A 17,188-nucleotide genomic window follows, 5' to 3' on the forward strand; every position below is an offset into this window, starting at 1 on the left:
GGACGGAGGCTTCGGATGGGATTGGACAGCAAAAAGGACGTCTATTTGGACGGCTCATCGGCGGGGTCGGTGAGCCGGCTGGAGATTCTTGAAGGGCCGTCAGGACGTCGTGTGCGGTCGGAAGCTGAGAGAGCGCGGATCGCCGCGGAGAGTCTGTCGCCCGGCGTCCAGGTATCCGAGGTAGCGCGCAAGCACGGAGTGACGCGCTGGCAGGTCTACGATTGGCGACGGCGGCTTCGACAGCGAGGTATGTTGCCGCCGTGCGAGGCGTCTCCACCAACGTTTGCGCCGCTGGTTGTGGAAGATGCGTTGAAGGAGCGTCAGGCTCCGGCGGTCAAGCTTGAGATTGCGATCGGCGATGTCGTGCTGCGGACTGACACAGCCATAGATGCTGACCAGCTATCCCGGGTGATCCGTGCGGTGCGAGCGTCACGATGATCGCGGCCGGTGCTGATCTGAAGATTTACGTTGCCACGCGGCCGATCGACTTCCGCTGTGGCCACGACGGGCTTGCGGCGAAGGTACAGGAGATGCTTCGTCTCGATCCGTTCAGCGGCGCAGCCTTCGTGTTCCGATCGAAACGAGCGGACCGGATCAAGATTTTGGTCTGGGATCGAACGGGTCTGGTGTTGGTGCACAAACGCCTCGAAGGTTGCAAGTTCGTTTGGCCAACGATCGCGGACGGAGTGATGCGCATGTCGCCGGCGATGTTCGCTGCCTTGTTCGAAGGGCTGGATTGGAGATTGGTCCGCCCGGAAGAAGCACGGCGCCCGCAGGTGGCGGGATAACTGCGGCAGAATGACTCGGCAGCTATTTTGATCGTGGCACGGGCGGCGGCGATGTGCTCGAAATAGCGCATGAGCATCGCGACACTGCGCGACGAAAACGAACGCCTAAAGGCGCTTCTGGCGCAAACGCAGGCGGCCTTGAGCGAGCATCAGGGGGCACTGGCGGCATCGGAGGAAGCGCGGCGTCGGCTGGAGGTCATTCTCGGCGAATTGCGACGCGACAAGTTCGGCTCGAAATCCGAGAAGCTACGACCAGATCAGTTCCATTTGCCGCTCGAAGACGTGGAGATCGCGCAAGGCATTCTGGACGCGGCGCAGGAAAGAGCCGAGAAGGTCATCCAGGGTCGATCGCGCAGCGATCCGGACGATCGAGGCTCCCATCGCAATCGCGGCTGTCTGCCTGCCCATTTGCCGCGAGTGGAACGGATCATCGAGCCTGCGAGCACGCTCTGTCCGTGCGGTTGCGGCGCCATGACGAAGATCGGCGAGGACGTCAGCAAGCGACTCGACGTGATCCCGGCGCAATGGCGCGTGCTGGTCACACGCCGCCCGAAATACATCTGTCGCCGCTGCTCGGGCCCTGTCGCGCAGGCGCACGCACCGGAACACGTCGTGCCCGGCGGGCTGCCGACCGAAGCGGCTATCGCTCATGTGATCGTCTCCAAGTTTGGCGACCACACGCCGTTTTATCGTCAGGCCGAGATCTATGCGCGTCAAGGCATTCGGCTTGATCGGGCGACTCTGGGCAACTGGTCCGGCCGCGCCTGCTTCCATCTTCAGCCCATCGCGGACCACATGCGCCGCCACCTGGCCATGGCGGATCGCCTGTTCATGGACGAGACCACGGCACCGGTGCTTGATCCGGGGCGAGGTCAAACGAAGAAAGGCTACTTCTGGGCGATCGCGTCAGACGACCGTGGCCACAGCGGTCCAAGTCCACCGATCGTGTTGTTCCGATATGCCCCCGGTCGCAGCGGCGCCTTCGCGGAGCAGTTCCTGGACGGCTTTGGCGGAAGCTTCCTGCAATGCGATGCCTACGACGGGTATGACCGGCTGACCGAAGTCGTTCGACCGCAAGGGCCTTGGACGCTCGTGCATTGCTGGAGCCATTTGCGCCGGCGCTTTGTGAAATTGGCCCGCAACAGCAAGTCGCCGATCGCCGAGGCCGCCATTCGGCACATCGCGCAGCTTTACGCCATCGAAGCCATGGCGCGCGGTGCATCGCCGGACATCCGGCTGGCCGCGCGCAAGGAGCACTCGCTGCCCATGGTCGCCGCGTTGAAGTCCTGGTTCGAGAAACAGCTGTCGATGATCTCCAGCGGTTCGACGCTCGCCGAGGATATCCGCTATGCGCTCAATCATTGGCAGGGGCTGACCCGCTTCCTCGAAGACGGGCGTCTCGAGCTCGACACCAACCCGGTCGAGAACGCCATCCGGCCGATCTGCTTGACCAGGAAAAACGCGCTCTTCGCCGGACATGAAATCGGGGCGGAAAACTGGGCTTTGCTCGCCTCGATCGTCGCCACCTGCAAACTCAACGACGTAAACCCTGCTGCCTACATCGCCGAAACACTCGAGGCGATCATCGACGGCCATCCCCACAGCAGGATCGAAGACCTCATGCCGTGGCGATTCCGCAAAGCGTCAAGCCCGCACCAATAGGGTGACGGCTAAGCGCTTACGCATCTTCGTCAACCCACTCAGTTCGGACCAAACGAGGATCTCAGCACCTATCCGCGCGACCTCTTCCGCGATGAGGGACTTTGCCGCGGTGGGGTAGAGATTCTCTTCGCGCCGGATTCATCGGAAGTCCATCCGAGCTATTTAAAACCCTCATTGAACTGGGCGTCGTCGCGAAAATTCTGTGCGGAGCCTTCAGGCCTGAACATTTTCGGGGTGTCGCGACTGTCTTATGCAAGTTGTTCAATATTGTGCAGCCCTAAGTCACGTTTTTTGGCCAGAAGAATTTTTCAGCGATGCGCAGCTGTGCTTCGCATGGCGGTTGATCTCAATCTCCCGATCGAAATCGTCAGCGGCCAACGTGCGCAAAAAGGATGGGCTCACCATGAGTAGTCGGAACCGGTATCTCAGCAAGGTAGAACGGCAGCAGGCCCTTGCGATCAACCGGGGACTATCCGCCGCGCTCGATGATTTTCGCTCGGGAGAGCGCAACATAGAAAAGCTGATAGTCGCCGCCAAGGGACATTTAGAGGCAGTTGACAGACTGCAGTATCTTGAATTTGTCGACGGTGACGCTCAAAACTTCCGACAGTTCACTGCGGCGCCGCATGGCCCTTTTGCGGCTACCTAGGCTGGCTCAACGCGGCTGATCGACAACGTAATACTTGCGTTTCCAACTCGGTAGCACAATGCGTAGCTAAATCCTGCGCATCATATTGAACTGAGAATCCTCAGGGCGCTGTTCCGAACGGCGTGTCGAGTTGGTAGCAAATGGCAAACTCTGAGGCGATTTTGTTCAGCGAGTCGGTGAAGCGATAGCGGTAAGTGCGGAATATTGTGGGACCGAGTTGTGTCCGGCAACATCACAAGTGTTGCGCGACAGCGACCAGCGATCGGTTCGACAAACCTTCGTATAATGCTTCGCAGCCGATGCTATATCACCTACTTACCTTTGTAGAGTTGAGCGCTCGCCAAATCGTTTGTACTTTCTGGTCGAGCCTGGATCATTCGGTCTGGGAGTCAATGCGAAGTCTGAACTGATGCGTCGCCAGAAGTCGTCGCGTTCCAATCAGATGTTGGCACGAACATCTTGTGTCGGACCTTTGGCCGATTGCACGCAAAAAGGCCAGGGGCTCTATAGAAGGTGCCAAACGTCAAGGTCGCCATCACCGTCAGAACGGCGGAATAACATTCATTCGAGCGGTGAAGATGGAGGCGGAGGATAGGGCGTCTGCGCTCGCATCATGTGAGCCCTTAGAGTAGCGGATAACGCCTCCGTCATACCGGGGCTCTAGTACAGTCGCCGCATTGATGATCATTGCCGTAGCGTAAGTTGCTGGCGAATTTGCATCCCACCCTTGAAATAAGAGTCGACATGGCATTTACCGAGCTTTTCATCAAACGTCCGGTATTGTCTATCGTCGTCAGTTTCCTGATCTTGCTGATCGGCTTGCGCGCGGCCACCCTCCTGCCGATTCGGCAATATCCCAAACTATCTAATACGGTCATCAATATCACGACTTCCTATCCTGGTGCCTCGGCCGATATGATCCAGGGGTTCGTCACCACTCCCCTAGAGCAAGCAGTCGCGTCCGCCGAGGGCGCCGACTACATTACTTCCTCGTCTGTGCTTGGTGCCTCGACCATCCAAGTCCACGTCAAGCTTAACTTCGATCCCAACGAAGCGCTCACGGAAGTGCTCTCCAAGGTCAACTCCGTCAAATACCTAATCCCGAAGGAATCAAACGATCCAGTCGTCACGAAGTCGACCGGTCAGGCCACTGCTGTCATGTTTATCGCTTTCTCCAGCGAGGAACTGGCGGCCAACGCGATCTCCGACTACCTCTCGCGCGTGGTGCAACCGGTTATCTCAACGGTTGAGGGTGTCGCAACGGCACAGATGCTGGGTGGCCAGAGTTTTGCGATGCGGCTATGGCTCGATAGTGCGAAGATGGCTGGGCACGGCGTGTCGCCGGCTGAGGTTTCAGCTGCAATCGCTGCTAACAACTTCCAGGCCGCGGCCGGCCAGACCAAGGGCTATTTCACTATCTCTGACGTTACGGCAAATACGGATCTGCGGAGTGTCGATGATTTCAAGCGCATGATCGTCAAAGCCAATGACGGTGGCCTTGTGCGCATGGAGGACATTGCAGCAGTCGAGCTTGCCGCGGAGACGACAGACACTAGCGTCACGATGAACGGCGAGCATGCGGTCTTTATCGGCGTGCAGGCGAGCCCGCAGGGCAATCCGCTAAACATAGTGAGAGGCGTTCGGGCGCTGTTTCCGGAAATTGAGCGTAACCTGCCGCCGTCGTTGAGGATGAAAGTGGCCTACGACTCTTCCCAATTTATTCAATCATCGATCGATGAAGTGGAGAAGACGCTCCTTGAGGCCGTCGTAGTCGTGGTGGTCGTGATCTTTCTGTTCCTAGCCTCGCTGCGGTCGGTCATCATTCCTGTGGTCACTATCCCGTTGTCGCTCGTTGGTGTCTGCAGCATCATGCTGGCGCTGGGGTTTTCATTCAATCTCCTAACTCTCCTTGCGATGGTTCTCGCGATCGGTCTCGTAGTGGACGACGCGATCGTTGTGGTGGAGAACATTCATCGCCATTTAGAAGAAGGTGCGTCCCCCCTACGGGCGGCTACAAGCGGCGCGCGCGAAATCGTCGGTCCCGTTATCTCCATGACGATTACTTTGGCTGCGGTATATGCCCCAATTGGATTTCTCGGCGGCCTCACCGGTGCGCTGTTCCGCGAATTCGCGTTTACGCTAGCGGGAGCGGTGATCGTATCGGGCGTGATCGCTTTGACGCTGTCGCCCATGATGTGCTCGCTCTTCCTGAGGCGCGCCGAGGGAGGGCGATTTGCAAGGCTTGTGAACCGCGGCTTCGGCGCCATGACACGATGGTACGGCCGCAAGCTCGACCGCTCGCTCAACTATCGCCCAATTACCGGCCTGTTTGCGCTGACCATGCTTGGCCTTGTGGGCTTTCTCTATACGAATATTTCCAAGGAACTTGCACCAGAGGAGGATCAAGGCATCGTATTCGCGCTAACGAAGGCGCCGAAATACGCCAATATGGACTACCTCGACTACTACGGCACCAAACTTGAAAACGCGTTCAAGAAATTTCCAGAGGCTGACTTGAGCTTCGTACTCAATGGCGTTGGCGGAAAGCAGAGTGGCATGGCCGGCATGTTGCTCAAGCCGTGGGACGAGCGCAAGCGATCATCGATCGCACTAAAGTCCCTTGTCCAGGTCGAGCTGTCCAAAATCGAAGGCATTAGCGCGTTTGCCTTTAGCTTGCCCGCCCTTCCCGGCGGTTCGGATGGCCTACCAGTGCAGATGGTCCTCAATTCGACGCTTGGCTTTCAATCCATCTACGAGCAGATGTCGAAGCTGAAGGATGCCGCACGAAGGAGTGGTCTTTTCGTGGTGAGCGACTCCGATCTCGAGTTCAACCAGCCGGTGGTACGAATCAAGGTTGATCGTTCCAAGGCTAATGAGCTTGGCATCACCATGCAGACGATCGGTAACGCGCTCGCCACCTTACTTGGGGGGAACTACGTCAACCGCTTCAATTTGGAAGGTCGCTCCTATCAGGTGATCCCGCAGGTACCACGGGAGGAGCGCCTGGCACCGCAGGCAATCGGGAGCTATTATGTGAAGACTGCGACAGGCTCGATGCTTCCGCTGTCTACCGTAGTCGCCACCGAAACTGCGACCGATCCGAACGCGCTCACCCACTACAACCAGCTCAACTGCGCGACGTTTCAGGCCGTGCCGATGCCCGGCATCACGATTGAACAGGCTGTGGATTTCCTGGAAGCTGAGGCGAAGAAACTTCCCGCAGGCTTCAGTTACGACTTCCTGGCCGACGCCCGCCAGTACGTGCACGAGAGTAATCAATTGGCCATTACCTTTGCATTTGCACTCATCATCATATTCTTAGTGCTTTCGGCGCAGTTCGAAAGTCTGCGCGATCCGCTCATTATCATGATCAGCGTGCCGATGGCGATGGTCGGCGCCTTGATTCCGCCGTTCATCGGCTGGGCGACCATGAACATTTACACCCAGGTTGGACTGTTGACGCTGGTCGGGTTGATTTCAAAGCACGGCATCTTAATGGTTGAGTTCGCCAATGAGCTGCAGCTTAAGGAGAGACTTGACCGGCGCTCGGCTATAGAGATGGCGGCGCGCGTCCGACTGCGCCCAATCTTGATGACCACGGCGGCAATGGTCACGGGCTTTATACCCTTGCTGACTGCAACGGGAGCTGGCGCCGCGAGCCGCTTCTCGATCGGGCTCGTCCTCGCCGCTGGCATGTCTGTAGGCACGCTGATCACGCTATTCGTGCTCCCGGCGGTCTATGTTGCGATCGCGTCCGATCACCGTGATAATGCGAGCGCCGACCGCGCGAAGACCGCCGCCGAGCTCGGCCTCACCGGCGCTGCTGGTTCCCAGCTGGCCAAGCAATGACGATTAAATTCAATCTAGGTCGCTCAGCGGCCAGCGAGGGAGCCTGCGATCGCTTCACGCCCCATTACGCATTGAGATCTTCACGCCCGTGGTGCCGAGCTTGGCGGCCATCAGGGGCTCGGAAGAACACATCGGTGATCCCCGGCTGCTCCGCTAAGGTGAATTGCACCGTACATTTCATGGCAGCGGAATGCCCAAGCTCGACCTCCGCGGGGGAGAAGGGAATTGATCCTCGCCCATAAAAAGTGCGTTGCCATTTATCCCATAGCTCTTGAAGGAGAATTGTTTGCTTCGGTCTAACCGATGCTTTGCTAGCTGAAGAATGATGGCGCTGAACCGCTTCGGATTCGACACGAGTTCAATTCCGTGGGACCGGCCCGTATCCATGATCGACGCACTTACGGCTTTCGACACGAGGACCATGGATGGACAAGCCGAGAAACAAGCCGACACGTTTGGCTGAGTGATCGTAGTCGGGTACCGGCAGGTGCAGAACAGCTTGCGTTGCACGATCGAAGTCGAGAACAAGAGCGACCGCTGAACGCACACGAGGGCCGCTGCCATTGTGCAGACGGGAGGAGCTGCTAATGGAATGATCAGAATCTGCCGCAACCTGATGACCAATGGCCGCGCCGGCTTCCCGACGCCCTCCGTAGTGAGAGAGTTAAGGAAATGCCTGAGTTTGATGCTGCTATCTGGTTTCTGGCCGCAACGACGTGTTTTGCTGCTTTTGTCAACGGAGCCATTGGCTACGGCTTTTCGTCGCTCACTGTTCCCCTTGGGCTGGTTTTCTACAACAGTCGCATTCTCAACCCCGCCATTGTCATCATCGAGGTCTTCGTCAACGTTTACGTCCTCCTCATCAATCTAAAGGGCGTGCGGGTAGTTTGGAGACGAGTGTTTCCCATCTTGCTTGGGCTCTTGCCGGGCATTGCGCTCGGCGGCTATGCGTTGACCTCGCTCCAGCCGGGCTGGATCAAATGCGCCACCTACACGATCATTCTGCCCCTGATCCTGCTGCAAGCCGCGGGTTGGCGCCGCCCTATCGGAGCAAGCTGGCTAATCGGCCTGCCATTCGGGTGGATGCTGGGCGTTCTCTATTCGCTGACGACTATCTCCGGCCCTCCCTTAGCGAGGCTGTTTAACAACCAGGGCTTGGTCAAACACGAATTTCGCGCCGGCCTAGCACTGGTTCGCGTGGCGGAATCGAGCGTTACCGCCTTCGTCTACTATCAGTCAGCTCGGCTTGTTCACTTACGAAAGCGGCAGCTTGCTCTATGTTTTTGTGCCGAGTGTCATGCTTGGTGTCCCGCTGGGATCCTATGTCATTCGCCGGCTTGATCCGGAGATATTCCGACGCATCTGTATGAGCTTTGATGCTTGGACCGTGGGTTTCGGTTTGTCACGGGTGCTGATCGAGCTCGATCTAGTGCAGAGCGCCTGGGCTTATAGCGTGATGGCGGCTACGATACTGATTGATCTCTGCCTGCTATACTTGTTCTTTATAACGTGTAATCCAATTTGGTCAGAGCGACGGTCTCGACGAACTGCGGATATAAGCGCTTGAACGATGCCGGCTGGCAACTCGGTATCGAATGCGCGCGCGTCCTAGACCTAGTCGACGCCGCCCTCTTCGGCGGCGATAATAATGGCATGCAAATCCGGTTGATTGCGCCAGACGGCCCAGCGCACCGGCGAGGGAACCCGGGATCACAGCACTGCCATGAACTGTTGGAGGCTGATGCTGCCGCCATGCCACTCGATGTGCATGTTGCCGGCGGCGACACGCTGGCCCAGAACAAACGAACTGGGTCCAATGGCTGCGCGGGGAACGATCTGGCGGCCGGAAACCAGGACGAACGAATATCAAAAGCATCGGGCCGACGTTGACCGCTTGCGCGTGATAGCGTGGCTCGTCGTATTGATCTCGCGAGGCAGCGCCGTCACTCGTGATGAGAGCTTCCGATTGTGCAAAGCTGTCGGAAAACCTACGGCCGTGTTAGCGCCAACTACATCGAGGCGTGGGGCGCCGTCGGCTTTGTAGGCGTTACGACAAGCCATACTAAGCGTTACGCCTCCTGCTTTCGCAGACAAACTAAACCATGGCCCTCGTATGGCCAGCTCATCCGTGAGAGAGTGGCCAAAACACCGCCATCCCCAGGGGCTCGACGATCACCCCTACTTGTCGCTCTCCGTGTAACGCAGTTCAGCATTCGTGACGGCATCGCATTTGCAGGGATGAAGAACGTCAACTTGAGGCCATCCGCGTCGAGCCGCGCGCCGCTTGGAGCCGACGCACGCAGGATGGAGGGGCGCCGCGCCCGCGAGTCCGTTCTCTCAGGAGCGTCTGTGATACGATGTGCCAATTTGTCTGCCGGCCTGCTTGGGACGCGCCTGACATTTTTTGTGGCCGGATTCGGCCTCGCGGCCTGGGCGCCTTTAGTGCCACTCGCCAAGGAGCGGCTCGCGGTCGATGACCGCATGCTTGGTCTACTGCTGCTCTGTCTCGGGACGGGATCCGTCATCGCGATGCTTTTGACCAGCGTGCTGAATTCGCGGTACGGCAGCAAGCCCATCATCCTCGCGGCTGGACTTGGACTCGCGATCATCCTGCCGTGCCTTGCAATTGCCGACACACCTGTAAGGCTCGGTGCCACGCTGTTTGCTTTCGGCGTTTCACTCGGCTCGATCGATGTAGCGATGAACATCCATGCGATTGAGCTGGAGCACGCCACCGGCCGCCTGTTGATGTCCGGCTTCCACGCCCGGTACAGCATTGGGGAAGTCACCGGCTCTGCCGCAGTGATCTCGTTCGTCTCGCTGCAGTGTGGCTCGCTTCTCTCGACGTTGGTCTGTTCGGCGTTAGTGACGATCGCGATTGTGACGGCCTGGCCGAGGTTGCTGGCGACGGGTTCGAGACAGCAGGGGCCATTGTTTGTCTTGCCCCACCGCAGTGTGTTGCTCATAGCGGTGCTCGCGGGTATCACCTTTCTTGTCGAAGGTGCAATGCTCGATTGGAGCGCTTTGCTTCTCGTTGAAAGAGATCTTCTCGCGGAGGCGCACGGGGGCATTGGTTGTATGCTCTTCTCAATCGCCATGGCCGCAGGGCGTCTCAGCGGAGATGCCGTGGTGGCACGAATCGGCGACCGTGCCACATTGATGCTCGGGACTGTACTAATGGTAACAGGCTTCCTGGCCGTGGTGGCCGCGCCCGTTGCGTTGATTGCTATGGCAGGGTTCCTGCTTATTGGATTGGGTATTTCAAACGTTGTACCCCTACTGTGTCGACGCGCCGGCAAACAGAACGTGATGCCAGCAGGCATAGCGATCGCGATCATCACGACAGGCGGCTACGCGGGTATGCTCGTCGGGCCAGCCGGCATCGGGCTCATCGCACACTTGTTTGGCTTGCCGATAGCGTTCGGGATCTTAGGCGCGCTCATGTCCATCGCTATGCTGTCGGCGAGGATGATGATGACAGACCATCGCTAAGGCATTGGTCAAGAGGAAGGGGCGGCGGTGCGCTTCCGGCTAATGATCGTCCATCGGCGTTTGAGATTTTGAGTCAAGTGCTGGCAGCACGTCTCGATCATGATCACTCTCCTTTCCCGCAAGTCGGCAGCGGTTCTTAGCGGCGAACTGAGGGCAGTTGTCAACAATGAACGTTCATCAACTTGCAAAGCAAGAGTGATCGTTATGAGCGGCGAGTCTGCTAGGCCGGACGTTCACCGCCGGTTGATCGTAGGATCGGCTCCCTTATCCGGGAACAAGCGAATCAGTCTGGTGCCGTCCGTCGCTGGCAGCGCGATACGCCCGGTATGCCAGCTGAATGCCATCGTTCAGCGAAGTTGTGGCGCGCCAGCCGAGCCCGGACAGCCGACGAACATCGAGCAGCTTGCGGGGCGTGCCGTCCGGGCGCGACGTATCGAAGCTGATCTCACCGCGAAAACCGACGGCGGCCGCGACCATGAGTGCGAAGTCGGCGATGCTGATGTCCTCGCCGGTACCGATGTTGACCAGGTCCGGCGAGGAATAGGTCTTCATCAGATGGATGCAGGCGTCGGCGAGATCATCGACATAGAGGAATTCGCGGCGCGGCGTGCCGGTGCCCCACACCACGACCTTGCGGCCGCCCGAAATCTTGGCCTCGTGGAAGCGGCGGATCAGCGCGGCGACGACGTGGCTGTATTCGGGGTGATAATTATCGCCGGGGCCGTAGAGATTGGTCGGCATCACGCTGATGAAATCGGCGCCGTACTGGCTGCGATAGGCTTCGGCCATCTTGATGCCGGCGATCTTGGCGATGGCATAGGGTTCGTTGGTCGGTTCCAGCGGGCCGGTCAATATCGAATCCTCTCGCAGCGGCTGCGGCGCCAAGCGCGGATAGATGCAGGAAGAGCCGAAGAACATCAGCTTCTCGCATCCATTAGCATGCGCCGCCTGGATCACGTTGCTCGATATCGCCAGATTGTCGTGGAGAAACTCGGCGCGCAGAGCGTTATTAGCGACGATGCCGCCGACCTTGGCGGCGGCGAGGAACACGGCTTGCGGCCGCTTTGCGGCAAACCAAGCGTTCACGGCGGCCTGGTCGCGCAGGTCGAGCTCGCTGCGCGGCACCGTCAAGAGTTCGGCCTGTTCCCCTGCTAGCCGGCGCATCAGCGCCGCGCCAACCATGCCGCGATGGCCCGCGACGAAAACCGTTTTACCCTTCAGCTCAAACGCCGTGCTTGCCATTGGCCGCACCTTGCCTGGCTTCGACGAGATCGCTGGCGACCATTTCCTTCACCAATTGTGAGAACGGCGTTTTCGGAGACCAGCCGAGCATCTGGCGCGCCTTGCTGGCGTCGCCAATCAGGAGATCGACCTCGGTCGGACGGAAATAGGTGGGATCGATCTGCACCAGGGTCTTGCCGGAGGCCTTGTCCACGCCGATCTCCTCGATCCCCCTGCCGCGCCATTCAATGCTGCGCCCGACCTCGGCGAACGCCGCCTCGACGAACTCGCGGACCGACCGCGTCTCGCCGGTCGCGAGTACGAAGTCGCCGGGCTCGTCGACCTGCAGCATTCTGTGCATGCCATCGACATAGTCGCGGGCATGGCCCCAGTCGCGCTTGGCGTCGAGATTGCCGAGATAGAGCGTGTTCTCGAGGCCGACCTCGATGCGGGCGACGGCGCGGGTGATCTTGCGCGTCACGAATGTCTCGCCGCGGGTCGGGCTCTCATGGTTGAAAAGGATGCCGTTGCTGGCGAAAATGCCATAGGCCTCACGGTAGTTCACCGTGATCCAGTAGCCATAAAGCTTGGCGACGCCATAGGGCGAGCGCGGATAGAATGGCGTGGTTTCCTTCTGCGGCACCTCTTGCACGAGCCCGTAAAGCTCCGAGGTCGAGGCCTGGTAGAACCGCGTCTCCTTTTCCATGCCGAGGATGCGGATTGCTTCCAAAAGGCGCAGCACACCGATTGCGTCGGCGTTGGCGGTGTATTCCGGGCTCTCGAAACTGACCTGGACGTGGCTCTGGGCGGCCAGGTTATAGATCTCGCTCGGCCGGATCTGCTGCACCAGCCGGATCAAATTGGTCGAATCCGTCATGTCGCCATAGTGCATCAGGAACGGCACGTTGCCGGCGTGCGGATCCTGGTAGAGATGATCGACGCGCGCGGTGTTGAACGAGGACGAACGGCGCTTGATGCCGTGCACGGTGTAGCCGAGACCGAGCAAATGCTCGGCGAGATATGCGCCGTCCTGCCCGGTGACGCCGGTGATCAGCGCAACGCGCCGCTTTGAGTCCTGAGCTGTCATCGTTTTTCTCTTAGTTGCGCCGGAAAGAAAGCCCTGTGAAACGCTATTGGGAAGCCGTTTCTTGAGAAATCTAGATGCGCAAGCCCGCTCCACCGGCAATTCGAGGAAAGCGATCGTTAGCTCCAGTCATACACATCAGGTAGGAAAGCACACTACATACATTGATTTAAACTGGACTGGAGTGTGTCAACACATTCATCTTCAAAACATCAAGGTCAGCTAACGCTCGCATCCTGGCTTATATCCGCGATGATCCGAAGCAGGCGAGATGGATGCGATCGCCTTTTCGAGCGCAAGGGCGCTTGTCCGGGTTATATTCCAACGAGATAGAAGCCGAGGATCTGTGCTCCTATCTATCCTCAGGCGCAAGTACGCATAGGCGTGGTCTCGTGACGGCTTGGCAGAGCGACGGGCGGAGGCCGCAGTCGTCAATGCATTTGCCGGATGACGGGATGCAAGCAAGCGCACAGTCAGGCCTGCACGTCAAATCGTAATCTCCAAAGCACCCGTACCGTTACTTCCGGACAGAACACCCGGTCTTGGTAGGCGATTTATCGCCCGTGGTCAGCGCTGTTGCCAATATTCAGCTCGCGGCAGGCCGTGGAGCGGCCGACGCAAGGCAAGATGAGCAAGAGTAGTAAACGTTGGTATAGATGCTCCAACCTTTCGATATCGAAAGTTTACGCTCGTACAATAGAGCGTCGCTGCTAATCGTTTAATCTCGACGAGCGTAACTTCCTCGGGACGAGTATGATGAGCCTCTTAACCCCGCGCCTGCGAAAATGTTTCCGTATAGCGCAAGACAACTCACGCTAGAGCGGCTGCGCAAATATGTCGGCAGCAGACCGTGTAGAAGCCGTGGGCAAGTTTCATCTTCATCTGCCCAATGGAATACAGCTGAGACGGAACGTGATCCTCTTGAGGAGTCATTGAGTGACTCGAAAGGACTCAGTTGCTGCCGCCCAGTTCGCCGGTTTCGCTGCTCACTTGCTTGAGAATTCGAGCTGGCGTGAAATAGCTCGCGTGATGATGAGCCAAACGAGACAAGAGTGTTATCGTAGGCTAGTTGGAGTCCGATCTGGATCGAATGTCCCTAATCTATGGAGCCAGACTATTTGCGCGATATATCCTCGGTGGGCTTGTTGCGCCAACCACAGCTATCGTCGAGCAAGTCTGTTTGTATCGAGATTGGATGTCACACCACTGTTCAAGCGCGCCTGCATATCTGGCTCTCCTCAAAGCGGTCGCTTATTCGAAGCAGTATCGCAGTTCTTACTCGATGGGCAGCCAGAAGCGAAATGCAGCCGCGCGAAGCGATGATGGCTGAAAGGGAGCTAACTCACGCTTGTGACTGCGGCGACGATACAGGCCGCTGCGGCAAATCCCGAAGTTGGCACCTGTTATCATCGGGCAGCGAATTTCATAACGGGGTTCCCTGCGAGGGGAACGTCGGGGCTTCTTGAACTTGGGCGGCATCGATCGATATGTGTGGCATTGTCGGCATCTTGGGGCGTGGTCCGGTCGTTGGGAGCTTGATCGCGTCGCTCAAGCGACTGGAATATCGTGGCTACGACTCCGCAGGCCTCGCGATTCTCGAAGGCCTCCGTATCGAGCGCCGCCGCGCTGAAGGTAAGCTACGAAACCTTGAGGAGCGGCTGCGCTATTGTCCGCCTTCGGGTCATATCGGCATCGGTCACACCCGCTGGGCGACTCATGGAAAGCCGACCGAACGCAATGCTCATCCGCATGCGACGGAAAATGTAGCGGTCGTTCATAACGGGATCATTGAGAATTTCAGCGAACTGCGCGCCGAGCTTCAGCAGAATGGAGCCCATTTTGACTCAGAGACGGACACGGAGGTGGTGGCACATCTCGTCGACTCTTATCTCAAGGATGGCTACTCGCCGCAGGATGCGGTAGAAGTGTCGCTGCCGCGGCTGCGCGGTGCCTATGCGCTGGCATTTCTTTTCAAGGCCCACGACGATCTTCTGATCGGTGCGCGCAAGGGGTCGCCCCTTGCGATCGGACACGGTAACGGTGAAGTGTATCTAGGATCGGACGCGATCGCGCTCGCGCCTTTGACCGATACCATTACCTATCTTGAAGACGGCGACTGGACCGTGCTTACGCGCACGGCGTGCGTGATTTATAGCGCAGACGGCTCCATCGTCCAGCGGGAAACATCAAAGTCTGGCGTATCGTCACTCCTTGTAGACAAAGCGAATTATCGCCACTTCATGGCTAAGGAAATCCACGAGCAGTCGTTAGTGGCCGGCAAGACATTGGCGCATTATCTCGACATGGCGGCCAAGCGCGTCGCCCTGCCGCTCACATTGCCGTTCGATTTCAAATCCATTCAGCGCATCTCAATTACCGCGTGCGGCACGGCGAGCTATGCCGGGCACATTGCCAAATATTGGTTCGAGCGGCTGGCGCGCCTGCCTGTCGAGATCGATGTAGCCTCCGAGTTCCGCTACCGGGAGGCGCCTCTGCGGCGTGGTGATCTCGCCGTCGTCATCTCGCAGTCGGGCGAAACCGCTGACACACTAGCTGCGTTGCGATACGCCAGAGGCCAGGGCGTGCACACGATATCTGTAGTCAACGTCCCGACCTCGACGATTGCGCGCGAGAGTGAATCCGTTCTGCCGACGCTGGCGGGGCCAGAAATCGGCGTCGGCTCCACAAAAGCATTCATCTGCCAGCTGATGGTATTGGCGGTGCTTGCCGTCGCAGCAGGCAAAGAGCGGGGTAAGCTGTCTGAGATCGATGAATCGAAGCTAGTCCGTGAGCTTATCGAAGTGCCCCGGTTGATTGCTGCGGCGCTGTTAATCGAGCCGCAGATCGAGAAGCTCGCGCACTATATCGCCGACTCGAGGGGCGTGCTCTATCTCGGTCGCGGCACATCGGCACCCCTGGCCTTGGAGGGGGCGCTCAAGCTGAAGGAAATTTCCTATATCCACTCAGAAGGTTATGCCGCCGGCGAGCTCAAGCACGGACCCATCGCACTGATCGATGAGACCGTGCCTGTGGTGGTGATCGCGCCTTACGACGAGGTCTTCGAGAAGACCGTCTCGAACATGCAAGAGGTTGCCGCTCGGGGCGGCAAGATTATCCTGATCACCGATGCGAAGGGTGCTTTGGAAGCGACGGTGGACACACTCGTGACCCTTGTGCTGCCGGAGATGGTCGCAAGCTTTACGCCGATGGTCTATGCCATTCCCGTTCAGCTCTTGGCTTACCATACCGCTCTCGTGAGGGGCACTGACGTGGATCAGCCGCGGAATCTCGCAAAATCGGTGACTGTCGAATGAGGTCGCAGTGTTAGTATCTGAGCATTGAGGCCTCCGCGGTGTTGGACTTGCGTTTGGTTGCGTCGACTTCGTGGAGAGGGAGCCGCACGAGTTCTCAACCTTCTGTATCGAAGTTGCTCTAGCTGCCCTACGGTTGTGCGATCTCAGGCAATGCCATCGTCAGCCCGCCCGTGCTCGGCTGAGCGGCGAGACCAGATCTAAACGTCATTATGGCGTGGGCGAGCCCAGAATGAGAAACGATCCCGGCATCAACAGGTCATTCATAGACCGATCCAGGTGGATAAGCAGATTCCAGTCGTGCTTACGGCATCAAGTCAAGACGTCATTGGCAGCGAGCATTACTTTCATGGCATTCGAGTGGAATGGTCAATAACAATCGGGAATTACGGACAATTGAGAGATCCAAGTCGGCTCTTGGTTACCCGGCCCACTATCCGGTTTGCAGGGCCAAAATCAGCCTGAAGCTGGATGCACAAAAGATATCCCCTAACTCATGCTCGCACCTTGCCGAAGCGGGCGAGCAAGTCGGTGACGACAGCTTCGGACCGCTCCCTCGCGGCTTATTCACTGCAAGCGCATACGCGCGACAACTTACTTTTCCCGATTGCCAGCCAGCATCCGAGCCCTATCGGTCAAGTTGAGCATGCGCTTCGCCCTTCGGATTAGCAGTCCAGTTTCTCCGTTAGATCGCGCGTACCAACGGCTCATTGATTCCGGATGGGGCCACAGGCGCCGTTCCCACCTGCTGCGTGTCATGAGAAGAATTGTTAGGAATCGGACATTCCCGCGCAACGTCGAGAGCCCAGAATCAATCGCAGATGGTAGCCGCACCGGAAGGTGCGGCGCCACCGGGCTGTATATGCGACAGGCGAGTACCATTGGCCATTATCTAGCCCAGCGACAGCCGACCCTTCTCGTATAGCAGGATGGACTGGGCCTCGCGGCGACGCGATTTAGCACGAGTGGCAAATCCGGTTGGTGAGCCAGACATCGCACCGGGCTCCTACCGCGGAGCCGTAGATCTGGTTGACAGAGGAACCGATCCTCATCCTCGGCACGGGAATTGCTGTCCCGCTCCTCGAACGTGACTGCTGTCAACGCATGTCTGGGAGTGCGACGCCCTAGCGCA

General features: G+C 58.3%; 10 protein-coding genes and 1 pseudogene. 9 read left to right on the plus strand and 2 right to left on the minus strand.

Features of this window, described 5'->3' with window-relative positions:
• From tnpA to A5906_RS34780, 8 genes and pseudogenes are all read left to right on the plus strand, one after another.
• Nucleotides 1-438 (plus strand): IS66-like element accessory protein TnpA (gene tnpA, locus A5906_RS34750; RefSeq protein ID WP_245326617.1); only part of this gene is annotated, 438 nt, incomplete at its 5' end.
• Complete coding sequence (tnpB, locus tag A5906_RS34755; protein WP_080134255.1) at nt 435-788, plus strand: IS66 family insertion sequence element accessory protein TnpB; 354 nt, start codon at nt 435-437, stop codon at nt 786-788. The genes tnpA and tnpB, both read left to right, overlap by 4 nt.
• 69 nt (nt 789-857) lie before the next feature.
• Nucleotides 858-2,450: an IS66 family transposase gene (gene tnpC / locus A5906_RS34760; protein WP_136615696.1), complete on the plus strand. Its 1,593-nt coding sequence runs from the start codon at nt 858-860 to the stop codon at nt 2,448-2,450.
• 33 nt (nt 2,451-2,483) lie between these two features.
• A pseudogene (locus A5906_RS34765) lies at nt 2,484-3,153 on the plus strand (4-phosphopantoate--beta-alanine ligase); the annotation flags it as partial.
• Between the two features lie 690 nt (nt 3,154-3,843).
• Entirely contained in the window at nt 3,844-6,948 is a 3,105-nt protein-coding gene (locus tag A5906_RS34770) for an efflux RND transporter permease subunit (RefSeq protein ID WP_080139629.1), read from the plus strand.
• A gap of 672 nt (nt 6,949-7,620) precedes the next feature.
• Nucleotides 7,621-8,289 carry a sulfite exporter TauE/SafE family protein gene (locus A5906_RS34775; protein ID WP_245327057.1) on the plus strand — a complete coding sequence of 223 codons (669 nt, stop codon included), beginning with the start codon at nt 7,621-7,623 and terminating at the stop codon, nt 8,287-8,289.
• A gap of 222 nt (nt 8,290-8,511) precedes the next feature.
• Nucleotides 8,512-8,838, plus strand: a complete 327-nt coding sequence (locus tag A5906_RS42075; RefSeq protein ID WP_136615697.1) for a hypothetical protein — start codon at nt 8,512-8,514, stop codon at nt 8,836-8,838.
• Between the two features lie 462 nt (nt 8,839-9,300).
• Nucleotides 9,301-10,440, plus strand: coding sequence for an MFS transporter (locus A5906_RS34780; RefSeq protein WP_430642438.1), 1,140 nt, complete (start codon nt 9,301-9,303; stop codon nt 10,438-10,440).
• 264 nt (nt 10,441-10,704) lie between these two features.
• Here the strand turns inward: A5906_RS34780 and A5906_RS34785 are convergent, their stop codons facing one another.
• Together A5906_RS34785 and gmd are read right to left on the minus strand one after the other, a co-directional pair.
• On the minus strand, nt 10,705-11,682 hold the full coding sequence (locus tag A5906_RS34785; RefSeq protein WP_080139630.1) for a GDP-L-fucose synthase family protein: 978 nt from the start codon (nt 11,680-11,682) through the stop codon (nt 10,705-10,707).
• Nucleotides 11,663-12,748, minus strand: coding sequence for a GDP-mannose 4,6-dehydratase (gmd, locus tag A5906_RS34790; RefSeq protein WP_080139631.1), 1,086 nt, complete (start codon nt 12,746-12,748; stop codon nt 11,663-11,665). Before gmd ends, A5906_RS34785 begins: the two co-directional genes overlap by 20 nt.
• 1,484 nt (nt 12,749-14,232) lie before the next feature.
• On the opposite strand from gmd, the gene glmS reads away from it, so the two are divergent.
• A complete protein-coding gene (gene glmS, locus A5906_RS34795; protein ID WP_080139632.1) occupies nt 14,233-16,059 on the plus strand; it encodes a glutamine--fructose-6-phosphate transaminase (isomerizing) in 1,827 nt (608 codons plus the stop codon).
• Nucleotides 16,060-17,188 lie beyond the last annotated feature (1,129 nt).

Source organism: Bradyrhizobium sacchari (assembly GCF_002068095.1).
Taxonomy (GTDB): Bacteria; Pseudomonadota; Alphaproteobacteria; order Rhizobiales; family Xanthobacteraceae; genus Bradyrhizobium; species Bradyrhizobium sacchari.

What these genes read in the sequence shown, in the direction of transcription:
- A5906_RS34770 (WP_080139629.1), top strand. Translation starts at nt 3,844, where the DNA reads ATGGCATTTACCGAGCTTTTCATCAAACGTCCGGTATTGTCTATCGTC.
- tnpB (WP_080134255.1), top strand. Translation starts at nt 435, where the DNA reads ATGATCGCGGCCGGTGCTGATCTGAAGATTTACGTTGCCACGCGGCCG.
- gmd (WP_080139631.1), bottom strand. Translation starts at nt 12,748, where the DNA reads ATGACAGCTCAGGACTCAAAGCGGCGCGTTGCGCTGATCACCGGCGTC.
- A5906_RS34775 (WP_245327057.1), top strand. Translation starts at nt 7,621, where the DNA reads ATGCCTGAGTTTGATGCTGCTATCTGGTTTCTGGCCGCAACGACGTGT.
- tnpC (WP_136615696.1), top strand. Translation starts at nt 858, where the DNA reads ATGAGCATCGCGACACTGCGCGACGAAAACGAACGCCTAAAGGCGCTT.
- A5906_RS34785 (WP_080139630.1), bottom strand. Translation starts at nt 11,682, where the DNA reads ATGGCAAGCACGGCGTTTGAGCTGAAGGGTAAAACGGTTTTCGTCGCG.
- glmS (WP_080139632.1), top strand. Translation starts at nt 14,233, where the DNA reads ATGTGTGGCATTGTCGGCATCTTGGGGCGTGGTCCGGTCGTTGGGAGC.